The organism is Aeromonas veronii, from assembly GCA_041319085.1.
Taxonomy (GTDB): domain Bacteria; phylum Pseudomonadota; class Gammaproteobacteria; order Enterobacterales; family Aeromonadaceae; genus Aeromonas; species Aeromonas veronii_F.
This window is the reverse complement of record CP101033.1, coordinates 3,770,873-3,784,724: the sequence shown is the minus strand read 5'-3', so window position 1 is coordinate 3,784,724 and position 13,852 is coordinate 3,770,873. Positions and strand designations below refer to the sequence as shown.

At 59.9% G+C, this 13,852-nt stretch carries 14 protein-coding genes and 1 other RNA gene; 11 read left to right on the top strand and 4 right to left on the bottom strand.

The features are described 5' to 3' along the window. Positions 1 to 71: 71 nt before the first annotated feature. Positions 72 to 701, top strand: coding sequence for a stringent starvation protein A (sspA, locus tag NMD14_17990; protein ID XEI32582.1), 630 nt, complete (start codon positions 72 to 74; stop codon positions 699 to 701). Beyond that, on the top strand, positions 698 to 1,123 hold the full coding sequence (locus tag NMD14_17985; protein ID XEI32581.1) for a ClpXP protease specificity-enhancing factor: 426 nt from the start codon (positions 698 to 700) through the stop codon (positions 1,121 to 1,123). Before sspA ends, NMD14_17985 begins: the two co-directional genes overlap by 4 nt. A gap of 41 nt (positions 1,124 to 1,164) precedes the next feature. On the opposite strand, the gene dolP is transcribed toward NMD14_17985, so the two are convergent. Genes dolP through NMD14_17965 form a run of 4 tightly spaced genes read right to left on the bottom strand, consistent with a single transcriptional unit; the run spans position 1,165 to position 4,448 of the window. Continuing rightward, positions 1,165 to 1,743, bottom strand: a complete 579-nt coding sequence (gene dolP / locus NMD14_17980; GenBank protein XEI32580.1) for a division/outer membrane stress-associated lipid-binding lipoprotein — start codon at positions 1,741 to 1,743, stop codon at positions 1,165 to 1,167. Positions 1,744 to 1,747: 4 nt separating this feature from the next. Then, positions 1,748 to 2,338 (bottom strand): SIS domain-containing protein, encoded by a 591-nt coding sequence (locus NMD14_17975; GenBank protein XEI32579.1) that lies wholly within the window; start codon positions 2,336 to 2,338, stop codon positions 1,748 to 1,750. A gap of 9 nt (positions 2,339 to 2,347) precedes the next feature. After that, entirely contained in the window at positions 2,348 to 2,719 is a 372-nt protein-coding gene (locus NMD14_17970) for a YraN family protein (protein XEI32578.1), read from the bottom strand. Next, complete coding sequence (locus tag NMD14_17965) at positions 2,661 to 4,448, bottom strand: penicillin-binding protein activator (protein ID XEI32577.1); 1,788 nt, start codon at positions 4,446 to 4,448, stop codon at positions 2,661 to 2,663. The genes NMD14_17970 and NMD14_17965 overlap by 59 nt, the downstream gene beginning before the upstream one ends. A 199-nt stretch (positions 4,449 to 4,647) precedes the next feature. On the opposite strand from NMD14_17965, the gene rsmI reads away from it, so the two are divergent. The 9 genes from rsmI (at position 4,648) to mraY (ending at position 13,850) form a co-directional block, all read left to right on the top strand. After that, on the top strand, positions 4,648 to 5,481 hold the full coding sequence (gene rsmI / locus NMD14_17960; GenBank protein ID XEI32576.1) for a 16S rRNA (cytidine(1402)-2'-O)-methyltransferase: 834 nt from the start codon (positions 4,648 to 4,650) through the stop codon (positions 5,479 to 5,481). A gap of 157 nt (positions 5,482 to 5,638) precedes the next feature. After that, an RNA gene (rnpB, locus tag NMD14_17955) (RNase P RNA component class A) lies at positions 5,639 to 6,025 on the top strand. A 450-nt stretch (positions 6,026 to 6,475) separates the two neighbouring features. Beyond that, on the top strand, positions 6,476 to 6,934 hold the full coding sequence (gene mraZ / locus NMD14_17950; GenBank protein XEI32575.1) for a division/cell wall cluster transcriptional repressor MraZ: 459 nt from the start codon (positions 6,476 to 6,478) through the stop codon (positions 6,932 to 6,934). Further along, positions 6,935 to 7,873 (top strand): 16S rRNA (cytosine(1402)-N(4))-methyltransferase RsmH, encoded by a 939-nt coding sequence (gene rsmH, locus NMD14_17945; GenBank protein XEI32574.1) that lies wholly within the window; start codon positions 6,935 to 6,937, stop codon positions 7,871 to 7,873. It begins immediately after the preceding gene. Positions 7,874 to 7,876: 3 nt separating this feature from the next. Next, entirely contained in the window at positions 7,877 to 8,191 is a 315-nt protein-coding gene (gene ftsL, locus NMD14_17940; GenBank protein ID XEI32573.1) for a cell division protein FtsL, read from the top strand. Continuing rightward, positions 8,188 to 9,942, top strand: coding sequence for a penicillin-binding transpeptidase domain-containing protein (locus NMD14_17935; protein XEI32572.1), 1,755 nt, complete (start codon positions 8,188 to 8,190; stop codon positions 9,940 to 9,942). The genes ftsL and NMD14_17935 overlap by 4 nt, the downstream gene beginning before the upstream one ends. After that, positions 9,926 to 11,422: a UDP-N-acetylmuramoyl-L-alanyl-D-glutamate--2,6-diaminopimelate ligase gene (gene murE / locus NMD14_17930; protein ID XEI32571.1), complete on the top strand. Its 1,497-nt coding sequence runs from the start codon at positions 9,926 to 9,928 to the stop codon at positions 11,420 to 11,422. The genes NMD14_17935 and murE overlap by 17 nt, the downstream gene beginning before the upstream one ends. Beyond that, a complete protein-coding gene (gene murF, locus NMD14_17925) occupies positions 11,419 to 12,774 on the top strand; it encodes a UDP-N-acetylmuramoyl-tripeptide--D-alanyl-D-alanine ligase (protein XEI32570.1) in 1,356 nt (451 codons plus the stop codon). The genes murE and murF overlap by 4 nt, the downstream gene beginning before the upstream one ends. Beyond that, positions 12,768 to 13,850, top strand: coding sequence for a phospho-N-acetylmuramoyl-pentapeptide-transferase (gene mraY / locus NMD14_17920; protein XEI32569.1), 1,083 nt, complete (start codon positions 12,768 to 12,770; stop codon positions 13,848 to 13,850). Before murF ends, mraY begins: the two co-directional genes overlap by 7 nt. Positions 13,851 to 13,852: the final 2 nt, after the last annotated feature.

Genomic DNA, 13,852 nt, shown 5'->3' with positions numbered 1-13,852 from the left:
AATATAATGCACGGCAATGAAGACCAAGATGCTTCATTGCCGTTTCTGCTTTTTAATGACGGGAGGGTTCAATGGCTGTAGCTGCCAATAAGCGTTCGGTAATGACGCTGTTTTCCGGTGCCAACGATATGTTCAGCCATCAGGTGCGTATTGTCCTGGCGGAGAAGGGTGTTAGCGTGGATATCTGCCAGGTTGACCCAGCCAATCTGCCGGATGAGCTGGCCGAGCTGAACCCGTACAACTCTGTACCGACCCTGGTTGATCGTGAGCTGGCACTCTACACCTCGCGCATCATCATGGAGTATCTGGACGAGCGCTTCCCGCATCCTCCCCTGATGCCTGTTTACCCGGTTGCCCGTGGTAACAGCCGTCTGATGATGCACCGCATCGAGCTGGACTGGTACTCACTGGCCGACAAGATCATGGCTGGTACCGATGCTGAAGCGGCACGCAACGAACTGCGTGACAACCTGCTGGCCATCGCGCCGATCTTCGGTGAAATGCCCTATTTCATGAGCGAAGAGTTCGGTCTGGTGGATTGCTACATGGCACCGCTGCTGTGGCGTCTGCCGAGCCTTGGCATCGACCTGAACGGTCGTGGCGCCAAAGAGCTGAAGGCCTACATGGTTCGTCTGTTCGAGCGCGAGTCCTTCCAGGCTTCCCTGACCGAAGCCGAACGCGAGATCCGTGCTGGCGTATGAGCATGGAACCGACAATGACACCGAGCCGCCCGTACTTGTTACGGGCGTTCTTTGACTGGTTGCTGGACAATGACCTGACCCCCCATCTGGTGGTCAACGTCAACATTCCCCATGTGATGGTTCCGATGCAGTTTGCCCAGGATGGGCAGATAGTGCTGAACATCGCGCCCCGTGCCGTGATGCAATTTCACATGGACAACGAGGCAATCAGCTTCAGTGCCCGCTTTGGCGGGGTATCCCAGCAGGTCTATATCCCGATGGCGGCCGTGCTGGCTATCCATGCCCGGGAGAACGGCGTGGGCACCATGTTCCCGCCCGAGCCAGGTTACGATATCTGGCTGGAGCAGGCCGAAGCGCCGGTGGAGCCGGAGCCGGAACCGCCGCGTCCAAGTGGTCGTCCGACCCTGAAGGTGATCAAATAAAAAACGCAGCCGATTGGCTGCGTTTTTTATGCCGCGTTTGCTTAGTTCTGGGCGAACTCGAAGGCTTTGATCACGCGCTTCACGCCGCTGACGTGACGGGCGATCTGCACTGCCTGTTCCCCCTCTTGACGCGTCACCAGACCGATCAGGAATACTTCGCCGTTCTCGGTGACCACCTTTACCTTGGCGCTGTCGAAGTTCTTGGCGCCCAGCATGTCTGCCCGCACCTTGGAGGTGATCCAGGAGTCATTGCTGCGGGTGGTGAAGCTGGCTGGCTGGCCGAGGCGCAATTCGTTGTAGACGTGGCGGACCCCTTCGATGCGACTGACAATTTTGCCCGCCTCAACCTTGTAAACGTCAGAAGGTGTCTGCCCGACCAGCAGGACGCGGCCGTTGTTGCTGTAGACGCTGATCTTGCTGGCTGCGCTGAGCGGTTTGTTGTCGGCCAGCAGATTGGCTGCTTTCAGCTCGATGGCCTGGTCATCCCACTGCGCGCCCAGCGTGCGGCGATCACCAGAGGCCTTGGCAGTCCCTGCGGCGCCGCCAACGACCAAGGCTGCGCAGCCTTGCAGCAGCAGGGTGCTCACCAGCAGACCGAGCAGGATAGTGTGCTTTTTCATGGTTTCAATCTTCCTGTTGCGGGAAAAGTGTCTGGTCGATGAGATCACACAGGCAGTGCAGGGTCAACAGGTTCACTTCCAGAATGCGAGGCCGACGGGCGGAGGGAACCCGGATCTCCACATCATTCGGCCCGAGCAGACCTGCCATTTCACCACCGTCACCCCCGCTCAGCACCACAATGGTCATATCGCGGGAGAGGGCGGCCTCGGCGGCCTTGATCAGGCTGCGGCTATGGCCGGAGGTGGTGATGACCACCAGAATGTCGCCGGGCTGGCCCAGTGCGCGGATCTGCTTGGCGTAGACCTCTTCAAAACCGTGGTCGGTGGCGATGGCGCTGATGGTTGCCATATCCGGGGTCAGGGCCATGCCGGGCAGGGAGGGGCGCTGGGTCTCGTAGCAGTTGACCAGCTCGGAGATGAACAGTTGCGCCAATGCGGCAGAAGGACCGTTACCGCATGCCAGCACCTTGTGGCCATTGAGCAGGCAGATGGTGATCATCTGAGCTGCAGTATGGATGGCATCCGGCAGCGCCTCGGCGGCGGCTATCTTGGTCTGGATGCTTTCGGTGTAGTTCTCTTTGATGCGGTCAGTCATAGGGTCCTCTTAAAATGCGTTCTGGATCCAGGCTGGCTGGTCGCCCTCGAACGCAATCACATCGAATCGGCAGGCCTGGTTGGCCTCGTTGATGGCATGTTGCTTCAAATAGTGGCGCGCTGCCAGCATGATCTTGTGTTGTTTGCTGCGGGTGACCGAGCTGGCGGCCCCGCCATGGCTGCCGGTGGCACGGTAGCGCACCTCAACAAACACCAAGGTCTGGCCCTGGTGCATGATGAGGTCTATTTCACCACCACGACAACGGTAGTTGCGAGCTACCGGTTGCAGGCCCCGGGCCTGCAACCAGCGTTCAGCGATGTGTTCAAAGTGTTGTCCCTTGCTCGTTGGTGAGGGGAACAGATTCGGTAGCTGCTGGCGCATCCGTTTCCATAGTTCCTTCATTGGAAGGCTTCTCCAACTGCTGAACGGCGTTCTCATCGACCAGTTTGCCGTTCTGGTAAGTACCCCAGCTCAGCATCCGTATGATATTGCCCTTGGCATCCACGCTCAGCTGACCGCTCATGCCGGCCTGCTGCATGCCGCCCACCTTGCGCATCTGCTGCAGGTTCTCTGCCAGGCTGACGGCATCGTAGCCCATGGCAAACAGACGCAGCAGGTCACCCTGGGTCTGCGGCCAGAGCAGGGCAATCTGCTCACGCTGCTTCTCGTAACCGCCAAGCAGTAGCGGCATATCGGCGATATGCATGCCGTTGAGCTCGGTGGCGACCTCGGTGGCGGCGCTGTCGTAGCCACGGGCGCTGGTGTAGATGGGCAGGCTGCCCATCGGATTGACCGAGACATCCACGTAGGGCTTGATCATCCGGGTTTCCAGGCTGTTGGCCACCACATAAACGGCATCGATGCTGCGGGGCGCGGCATCAGAGAGCTGCACCACTTCGCCTGCCCGGGCGGTAGAGCGGCCGCTGAGGGCATTCTTGACCATTCCCTGCACTTCGTTGCGGGCACCGAAGGTGGCGACGACCGGCTTATCCTGGCTCAGGTTGGCCCAGCTCTGTTCAAACGCCTTGATACTGCTGTAACCGATCCGCCCCTGGGCGGCGATCAGCAGCGGCTTGCGGTAGCCCTGTGTGTAGAGGTACTGGGCTGCCTGGGCTGCATCTGCGGCGGCAGAGAGGGAGAAGTAGTAGGTAGTGTCGTTGACGACCGGCTGGTCCAGCTCGTTGAGCGCCAGTACCGGCACGGTCGGATTGGCTTTGAGCAGCTCCTCGACCCGGTCTTTCAGCAGCGGGCCGATGATCATGTCTGCCCCTTCCTGAATCGCCTGCTTGTAAAGATCGCCGGTCGACTTGCTCTGGGTGTCGTAGAAGTTCAGGGTAAATTGTCCCTGATTCTCCTTGTAGGACATCAGCATACCGTTGCGGATGGCGGTGCCCTGCAGTTCCAGATTGCCGGAGAGGGGCAGTAGCACCGCGATCTGCTGCACCGAGGTGCTGGCAGTGGCCGCCAGATCGCCCAATCCTGCCGGCATATCCTTTTGGGCCGGATGGTTGGGGAAGTCGCGTTTCCAGCCAGCCAGCTGCCGGGCCAGCAGGTTCGGCTGGGCGCCAAACTCGTTGACCAGTGCCGCCAGTCGCAACCAACCGGTGGTCACATCAGGGGCCGGTGCCTCTTCCAGTGCTTGCAGGGTGGAGGGGGTCATGCTTTTGAGCAACGACCAGATCTGCTGATGATTGGTCGCCTGCTCGCTCTGATTGAGGTAGGGCTCCAGTGCAATCAGCGACTTGGCTGCGCCAAACTTGTTGTTGATGTCGAGCTGCAGCACCACGCGCTGGCGATACCAATCCTTCTGGGTATCGGCATCCAGCACCACCTCGGGTTTGCCTTCCAACAGGATCAGCGCCTGATTGGCGTGGCCCTGCGCCAGCAACAGATGGGCTTGCAACAGTTGCAACTGCGTCTTCTGGACGGGATCCTTTGCCTGCTTCTGCAGTTGCTGGAACAGTGCCGAGGCCGGTTTGGCCTGACCCAGCGCCAGGTAGCTGCGTGCCGCCAGCATTTGCCAGGTAAAGGCTTCGGCCGGCTTGGCCGGGTCCACCTGCTCAAGATACCACTGGGCATTCTTGGTCAGATTGGAGAACGCAGAGGGCATGCCTGACTGCCCTGACGGTTGATTGGGCTCCGACGCACAGGCGGCGAGCAGTACTGCCGCGAGTATGATGCCGAAGAGTCGTGATACACTTAGCTGCTTTGTAACCCGGTTCAAGTTCATTCCCCGACCAGTGTTGAAGTTCCCCATAGTGTAAACGGGCCAATATGGAGACACAATTGTCGGGGCACTCGGAGATCCCATGAGTGACATCCCAACCCTGTATATAGTCCCCACTCCGATCGGCAATCTGGCGGACATCACCCAGCGTGCATTGGACATTTTACGCAGTGTCGATCTGGTGGCAGCCGAAGATACCCGTCATACCGGCATCCTGCTCAGCCACTACCAAATCTCGGTGCCAACCTTCGCCCTGCACGATCACAACGAGCAGCAGAAGGCCGATGTGCTGATCGGCCGGATCAAAGAGGGCAAGCGTATCGCGCTGGTCTCCGATGCCGGCACCCCGCTTATCAGCGATCCCGGTTATCACTTGGTCACCCGCTGTCGCGACGCCGGGGTCAAGGTGGTGCCGCTGCCCGGCCCCTGCGCCGCCATTACCGCCCTGAGCGCGGCCGGTCTGCCCACCGATCGCTTTGCCTTTGAAGGTTTCTTGCCCGCCAAGAGCAAGGGACGCGACGATCGTCTGCAAGCCGTTATCGAAGACACCCGCTCGCTGGTGTTCTACGAATCACCGCGCCGGGTGCAGGATACCGTGGAAGCGATTGCTCGCATTCTCGGCGAGCGTCAGGTGGTGGTGTGTCGTGAACTGACCAAGACCTTTGAGTCGATCCACGGTCTGCCAGCCTCTGAAATGCTGACCTGGCTCGGTGAAGATGACAACCGCTGCCGCGGCGAGATCGTGCTGGTGGTGGCTGGCGCCTCTAAGAATGAAGAGGAGTTGCCGGCCGAGGCGATCCGTACTTTGGGGCTGCTGGTGACCGAGTTGCCACTGAAAAAAGCGGCCGCCCTGACCGCCGAGATCCATGGTGTGAAGAAAAATGCCCTCTACAAATACGGTCTCGAGCACTATTGAGCCGGTGAAATAGGTCAGCAGACTGTTTTCTGGCCAGCGCGTTCCGCCGTGCCGACAAGCATTCAGCCCGTAAACGGGGGCCAAAGCGCGATAAATGGCTGTAAACGGGAATTGCCGGTTTACCCCGTGCGTATCGCAAGGCTATAATCCGCGCCTCGGAGTTGGCTGGGCAATCGCTGCTTCGTCGTTGTGTCCCTCGGGACAGACGGGCGGAGGGGAGGAAAGTCCGGGCTTCATAGGGCAGGGTGCCAGGTAACGCCTGGGGGGCGTGAGCCTACGACCAGTGCAACAGAGAGCAAACCGCCGATGGCCCGCAAGGGATCAGGTAAGGGTGAAAGGGTGCGGTAAGAGCGCACCGCGCGACTGGCAACAGTTCGTGGCACGGTAAACTCCACCCGAAGCAAGACCAAATAGGCCCCTATTGGCGCGGCCCGCGTTGGGGGCGGGTAGGTTGCTTGAGCCAGTGAGCGATTGCTGGCCTAGAGGAATGATTGCTACCCGGGGCAACCCGGTACAGAACCCGGCTTACAGGCCGACTCCGACCTCATTCCGAAGAGCCCCGCGATTTTTCGCGGGGCTCTTTTTTATGCATGAGAAAATATGGCTTCGTTGGTCGGATAATTTTTGTCTTACCATGTTGAATGAAATTATATGTTTTAAATCAATTGAATAGCTTCGTGCTTAGTGCAATGGCAGCGATGGATGGCGACAGGACACAGGATGACTGGTTGGTTGTTCGCACCCGCATATTGTGCATGTTCTCAGTTAATTCACTTATTTCAATTAATCACCAGCGTTTAACGCCAAATAACTTGTGGAAAATCAACTCACTCAATCTGCGGTCCGCAATCGCTGCGTCAATATGTTCCCTATGCCACATCTCCTTGCTTGAAAAGCTCCCTGCACGTCCTTAAACTTCAAGGTGGGGAAAAGTGGATCAAAGTGGTTTATAGAGGGGCAATCTGCCTGGTCACTCACCTTCAGGGACTGTAATTTGTTGCGTGGCGCTCATGCCATCAGCCTGGACAGTAAAGGGCGGCTGGCTATTCCGACCAAATTCCGTGATTGGCTGCGCTCCGAGCGCGACGGCCAGCTGGTCTGCACCATCGATATTGCCCATCCTTGTCTGCTGCTTTATCCCCTGAATGAATGGGAAGAGGTTGAACGCAAGCTCAAGACTCTTTCCAGCATGAATCCGCAAGAGCGCCGTTTGCAGCGACTGCTGCTGGGACATGCAACCGAATGCGAGCTGGATGGCAATGGTCGTCTGCTGCTCAGCCAGCCACTGCGCAACCATGCGGGGCTAGACAAGAAAATCATGCTGGTGGGCCAGCTCAACAAGTTTGAGTTGTGGGATGAAGCCCGCTGGCAACAACAGGTCAATGACGACATCTTGGGTCTGCCCGGGGACGATTGGGCAAGCTCACCACGACTACAGGATTTCTCTTTATAAATGCCCCAAGCCGCTGAACACATCACAGTGCTGCTGCACGAAGCCGTTGACGGTCTGGCCATCAAGCCGGACGGTGTTTACGTCGACGGTACTTTTGGCCGTGGTGGTCATTCTCGTCTGATCCTGCAGCACCTTGGCCCCAATGGCCGCCTGATCGCCATCGACCGCGACCCGCAGGCGATCGCCGAAGCGGCCAAGATCCAGGATCCCCGTTTCGAAATCGTGCACGGCCCCTTCTCCGGCATCGCCTCCTATCTGGATGAGCGCGGTTTGTTGGGCAAGGTGGATGGCTTCCTGCTGGATCTGGGGGTCTCTTCACCCCAGCTGGATGATGCCGAGCGGGGTTTCAGCTTTATGAAAGATGGTCCGCTCGATATGCGGATGGACCCCACCTCCGGCCAGAGCGCCGCCGAGTGGCTGGCCAGGGCCGATGTGGACGACATTGCCTGGGTGCTGAAGACCTTCGGTGAGGAGCGTTTTGCCAAGAAGATCGCCCGCGCCATTGTGCACGACCGCGTGACCGAACCTTACGTGCGAACCCGTCAGCTGGCGGAGATGATTGCCCGGGTCAATCCGAGCAAGGAGAAGGGAAAGCATGCGGCAACCCGCAGCTTTCAGGCCATTCGCATCTATATCAACAGCGAGCTGGACGAGATCGAAACCGCGCTCAACGGTGCACTGGAGGTGCTGGCACCCCATGGCCGCCTGTCAGTGATCAGCTTCCATTCGCTGGAAGACCGATTGGTGAAGCATTTCATCCGCAAGCACGAGAAGGGGCCGGAAGTGCCTTACGGCATTCCGTTGACCGAGGCCGAGCTGGCTGGCGGTCGCAAATTGAAGTCGGTCGGCAAGGCACTCAAGCCTTCAGATCACGAAGTATCTGAAAACAGCCGGTCACGCAGTTCGGTGCTGCGTGTTGCGCAGCGGCTGGCGGAGTAAACGATGAGCGAAGAGCGTGTTCATCTGGCCAAGGAGATCATCAGTGATCTCTGGCGGCACAAATTGCAGATTTTTCTGTCGGTTGCCGTGCTGGTGACCGCGTTTGCCGTGATTCTGGTGACCAACATGACCCGTGGTCTGACTGCCGACCAGAACGATCTGATGGCAGAAGAGGACCGCCTCAATATCGAATGGCGCCATCTGCTGCTCGAGCAGGGTACCCTGGCTGAACACTCCCGGGTGGCGAGTCTGGCGATGGACAAGTTGCAGATGGGTCGCCCGCTGGTGACCACCGAAAAGGTCATTACCCAACCATGAAACGCAAGGTTGCAGCCAAAGCTGCTAAAGCGACGGTCAAAGCGCCATCGATCTATCCGTGGCGCTTTCGTACGCTTGCGGTGTTCATCGGCATCGCGTTTGTGGGTCTGATCCTTCGTCTGGCCTGGATCCAGGTGATCAATCCGGATCGTCTGCGTCAGGAGGGGGATATGCGCTCCCTGCGTACCACCTCCACTCAGGCGGTGCGTGGCATGATCACCGATCGCAATGGTGAGCAGCTGGCGGTCTCGGTACCGGTCGAAGCGGTCTGGGCCGATCCCAAGACCGTCCACGAATCCGGCGCCATCAATAATGAGCGAGCCTGGCTGGCGCTCTCCGCCGTGCTCAAGCTCGACATCAATACCCTCAAGCACCGCATCGCCAACCCCAGCAAGCGCTTCGTCTATCTGCAGCGTCAGGTGACCCCTGCGGTGGCGGAATATATCAAGGGTCTCAAGCTGGGTGGCATCTACCTGCGCCCCGAAGCGCGCCGCTTCTACCCGGCCGGCGAGATCAGCGCCCATCTGGTGGGGGTGACCAACATCGATGGCAGCGGTATTGAAGGGATTGAGCGCAGTTACAACGAGTGGCTGACCGCGACGCCCGGCGAAATGCGGGTGCGCAAGGACAGGCAGGGACGGGTCATCGAGCGGCTTGGCATCGTCAAAGAGGGCAAGAACGCCAACGACCTGCAGCTCAGTATCGATCAGCGGGTGCAGGCATTGGCCTACCGCGCGCTCAAGCGGGCAACCGACGAGAACAAGGCGACCTCCGGCTCCATGGTGATGCTGGATATCAAGAGCGGCGAAGTGCTCGCCATGGTCAACACCCCCTCCTACAACCCGAACAACCGCGGCCAGTATCAGAGTTTCCGGGTACGCAACCGGGTGGTGACCGATACCTACGAGCCGGGTTCTACCGTCAAGCCATTGATTTTGCTCAGTGCCTTGCAGGCTGGTGTGACCAGTTGGAAAGATACCATCCAGGGCGGGCCACTCTTTATCGGCGCCAAGCAGATCAAGGACGTCAGTATCCATCGGGCGACCAACCTCTACGACATTTTGCGCTACTCCTCCAACATCGGTATGTCGCGCATCGCGCTGCGGATGCCGGCGCAGGAGATGATCAACACCCTCAGCATGTTCGGTTTCGGCATGGATACCGGCAGCGGGCTGATGGGCGAGAGCAGCGGCATGCTGCCCCAGCGTCGCCGCTGGTCCGATATCGAGCGGGCGACCCTCTCGTTCGGTTATGGCCTGCGGGTCACCCCGCTGCAGCTGGCTTCCGCCTACGCGACCCTGGCCAACAAGGGCAAACGGGTGCCACTCTCCATCGTCAAGGTGACCAAGCCGCCCAAGGGGGAGCAGGTGATCGACCACAACAACGCCTCTGCCATGTTGCAGGCGCTGGAGTATGTGGTCGACAACGCCATTCCAAAAGCCAAGGTCCCGGGCTATCGGGTCGGCGGCAAGAGTGGTACTGCCAAGGTCGCCGTTGCCGGTGGCTACGGCAAGGATTACATGGCCTGGTTTGCCGGTTTCGCGCCTGCCAGTGACCCCCGTTTCGTCATGGTGGTGGTGATTAACGAGCCAAAAGGTAGCGCCTACTATGGCGGTGCCGTGGCGACCCCACCGTTTGCCGAGGCCATGGGCGGGGTATTGCAGCTCTTCAATATTCGTCCAGATGCAGTGCCGCCCGCGGTGCCCGTCAAACTTGCCCGTACGGAGGCTTCCCTTGTCCCGCGCACATGAGTCCCGCGTACTTGATGCATTACTGCGCCCCTTCGGTATCCAGGCGCCGGCGCTCACCCTGACCGATATCCAGCTGGATAGTCGGCGGGTCGGCCCCGGTTCTCTCTTCGTGGCCATTCGTGGCCATCAGGTGGATGGCAGACGGTTTATCGAACAGGCGGTGGCTCAGGGGGCGACCGCTGTTGTGTTTGAGGAGGATGGTGAATTTATCCCGCCATCGACCCCGGTTCCCTGTATCGGGATGCGGGATCTGCCCGCTCACCTCTCTGCGCTCTCCGGCTATTTCTACGATCAACCAGCCAAAAAACTGGCGCTGGTCGGGATCACCGGCACCAATGGCAAGAGCACTACTGCGTTGCTGGTCGCCAACTGGCGCTCCCTGCTGGGTGGCAAGGCAGGTGTGATGGGCACCATCGGCAACGGCCTGTTTGGCCATCTGATCGAAGCGGAAAACACCACCGGCAGCGCCGTGCAGGTGCAAGCCAATCTGGCTGCGCTGCAAGCGCAGGGGGCGGATCTGGTGGCGATGGAGGTCTCCAGCCACGGTCTGGTGCAGCACCGTGTTGCCGCACTGCCGTTTGCCGCTGCCGTTTTCACCAACCTGAGCCGGGATCACCTCGACTATCACGGCACCATGGAAGCCTATGGCGCCGCCAAGGAGCAGCTGCTGCAGCTGGTCGATGAGTCGAATGCGGTGATCAACCATGATGACGAGTTGGGTGCCAAGTGGCTCGAAAAATACCCGGCTGCGGTGGCCTTCAGCGTAAATGGCCCGATTGAACACCATTTTGGCCGTCAATTAACGGCGTGGCAGCTCGATTTTCATCAACAAGGTTTTCGCGCGCAGATTAACTCCAGCTGGGGGAATGGTGTATTATCCGCCCCCTTGCTCGGGCGCTTCAACGTCAGCAATGTGCTGGCGGCGATGGGAGTCATGCTGGTACTCGGCTATGACTTCGATGAGCTGCTGGCAACTGCCCCGAAATTGCAGCCGGTGACCGGGCGCATGGAGTGTTTTGGCGGTGGCGATACGCCGCTGGCTGTGGTCGATTACGCCCACACCCCGGATGCGCTGGAGAAGGCATTGCAGGCCCTGCGGGTGCACTGCACAGGCCAGCTCTGGTGTCTGGTTGGCTGTGGTGGCGATCGCGATCGCGGCAAGCGCCCCATGATGGCTGCCATGGCTGAACAGTATGCGGATCGTGTGATCCTGACCGACGACAATCCCCGTACCGAGGAGCCGGCCCGGATCATGGCCGACATGGTGGCGGGTCTTCGCGATCCTGCTGCGGTGCAGGTGGAGCACGACCGGGTCAAGGCTATTGCGCTGGCCATCGGTCAGGCGAGCAAACAGGACATCATTCTGGTGGCCGGTAAGGGTCACGAGGATTATCAGATCATTGGAACCGACAAGCGGCACTACAGCGACCGGGAAACCGTCGCGGCCGCCTTGCACACATTATTGGAGTCATTCACATGATGACCCTCAGGCTTGCCGAGCTGGCGCAGGTACTCGATGCCCGCCTGATTGGTGACGATGGCGAGATCACCGCTGTCAGTACCGACACCCGCACTCTGGGCGCGGGTGCCCTGTTCGTTGCCCTGCGCGGCGAGCGCTTCGATGCCCACGATTTTTGCGAGCAGGCTGTTCAGGCTGGCGCCTCTGCCTTGCTGGTCGAGCGTGAATTGCCGCTGGCCATCCCCCAGCTGGTGGTGGCCGATAGCCTCAAGGGGCTGGGCCGTCTCGGCAAGCTGGTGCGTGAGCGCTTCAATCCGAAAGTGCTGGCCATTACCGGCAGCTGTGGCAAGACCACGGTGAAGGAGATGGCGACCGCCATCCTGCGCAATGAAGGGGAAGTGCTGGCCACCGCTGGCAACTTCAACAATGAGGTGGGCGTGCCGCTCACCTTGCTGCGCCTCGAACCGCAACACAAGTTCGCAGTGATGGAGCTGGGTGCCAACCATCCGGGCGAGATCGCCTGGACCACCTCGCTGGCCAAACCCGATGCCGCCATCATCAACAACGTGGCCGCGGCTCATCTGGAGGGCTTTGGTTCGCTGGAAGGGGTGTTCCACGCCAAGAGCGAGATTTTTGAGGGCTTGCGTGATGGTGGCACCGCCATCGTCAACGCCGACAACGAATTCTGGCCGAAGTGGCGCGAACGCGGCATTCGCTGCGCCTTCTCCATCGAAGATCAGAGCCAGCCGTTCCACGCGCGCGACATGGCGCTCAACGAGCAAGGCTGTGCCGAGTTCGTGATGGTGACCCCGCGGGGCGAGCTGAGCCTGACTCTGGCGATCCCGGGTCGCCACAACGTGGCCAATGCACTGGCTGCCGCCGCAGGCTGTCTGGCCCTCGGCGCATCCCTCGATTCCGTCAAGGCGGGGCTGGAGCAGATGGCGCCGGTCAAGGGGCGCTTCTGTGTACAGCGCTGGGGCGGTCTGACCCTGGTGGATGATACCTACAATGCCAGCGTGGAATCCGTGCTGGCGGGCATCGATACCCTGACCGCCATGGGCGGCTTCAAGGTGCTGGTGTTCGGTGATATGCGGGAACTGGGTGAGGAGTCTGCCGAGCAACACGCCCGGGTTGGCCGTCATGCCCGCGAGCGCGGCCTGGATGCCGTGCTGACAGTGGGAGAAGAGAGTCGCCACACCGCAGATGCCGCGGCGGGCCGACATTTCGATAACAAGGCGTCGTTGTTTGAAGTGCTTGCGCAAATGATAGATACACATCAGGAAATGTCGATTCTGGTCAAGGGGGCCCGTGGCTCCCGCATGGAAGATATCGTCGAGATGGTCAAAGGCCATCAGGAGTCAGCCACATGCTAGTCTGGCTGGCCGAACTGCTCACCCCGCACTTCACCTTCTTCAACGTCTTCTCCTACCTGACGTTTCGCGCCATCCTGTCGATCATCACCGGACTGGGGGTTGCGCTCTGGATGGGGCCGCGGCTGATCCGCCGCCTGCAGATCCTGAAATTCGGTCAGGTGATCCGCAACGACGGTCCCGAGTCTCACCTCAGCAAGCGTGGCACCCCGACCATGGGTGGCCTGATGATCATTGCGGCGATTTTCACTTCTGTGCTGCTCTGGTGCCGCCTCGACAACCCCTATGTCTGGCTGGTGCTGTTCGTGCTTGGCGCCTACGGAGCCATCGGCTTTGCCGATGATTACCTCAAGGTGGTGCGCAAGAATACCGACGGCCTGATCGCGCGCTGGAAGTACTTCTGGCAGTCTGCGGTAGCGCTGGCGGTGGCGGTGTTCCTCTATACGACCGCCACCCACGAGGGTCAGACCCAGCTGGTAGTGCCCTTCCTCAAGGATGTGATGCCGCAGCTTGGCCTGATGTTTATCGTGCTGACCTACTTTGTCATCGTCGGTACCTCCAACGCGGTCAACCTGACCGACGGTCTCGACGGCCTGGCCATCATGCCGACCGTAATGGTGGCGGGCGGTTTTGCCTTCATTGCGTGGGCCACCGGTAACGTTAACTTTGCCAGCTACCTGCACATTCCCTATGTGCCCTATACCTCCGAGCTGGTGATCGTCTGTACCGCCATCGTCGGGGCGGGTCTGGGTTTCCTCTGGTTCAACACCTATCCAGCCCAGGTCTTCATGGGGGACGTCGGTTCCCTGGCGCTGGGCGGCGCGCTTGGCACCATCGCCGTGCTGGTGCGTCAGGAGTTTCTGCTGGTGATCATGGGCGGCGTCTTCGTGATGGAGACCGTCTCGGTGATCCTGCAGGTGGGTTCCTACAAACTGCGCGGCGTGCGGATCTTCCGCATGGCGCCGATCCATCACCACTACGAGAAGAAGGGCTGGCCGGAGCCGCGCGTCATTGTGCGCTTCTGGATCATTACCCTGGTGCTGGTGCTGCTGGGTCTTGCCACCCTGAAGGTGAGGTAAGG